The sequence below is a fragment of the Brevibacillus sp. SIMBA_040 genome, from assembly GCF_046535075.1.
In the GTDB taxonomy this organism is placed as follows: Bacteria; Bacillota; Bacilli; order Brevibacillales; family Brevibacillaceae; genus Brevibacillus.
On the sequence record NZ_JAWRXI010000159.1, the window covers coordinates 1 to 276 of the forward strand.

Consider the following 276-nt stretch of genomic DNA (forward strand, 5'->3'; position numbering starts at 1 on the left):
CTGCTTCGGCCTTACTGAATTCCTGGCGCTCAAGAAGCAGGAGAATGTTCTTTTTCTCACTGTCTGCGGAATTTCTTATGTTGTTGAGTGCGTGATTGAACTGTTGAAGAAGTTCGGGCGGCAAATCGATGTGGTTGATGGTCAGGTCTCTGCCAGCCTGATTGTTATAGCTGCCAGCTCCGGACTGCTGGGTCTGAGTTATTTTTTGCTGTTCTTCTTGCCGGTGGTTATGTCTCGGCCTGCTTGCAGGTTGTTGCTGTTGTTGCCGCTGCGTTG

The 276-nt window shown here is 50.0% G+C and carries 1 protein-coding gene; it reads left to right on the forward strand.

Features of this window, described 5'->3' with window-relative positions; translation table 11 throughout:
- Positions 1-276: hypothetical protein (locus SB752_RS32370; protein WP_410719492.1), on the forward strand; the 276-nt coding region annotated here is incomplete at both ends.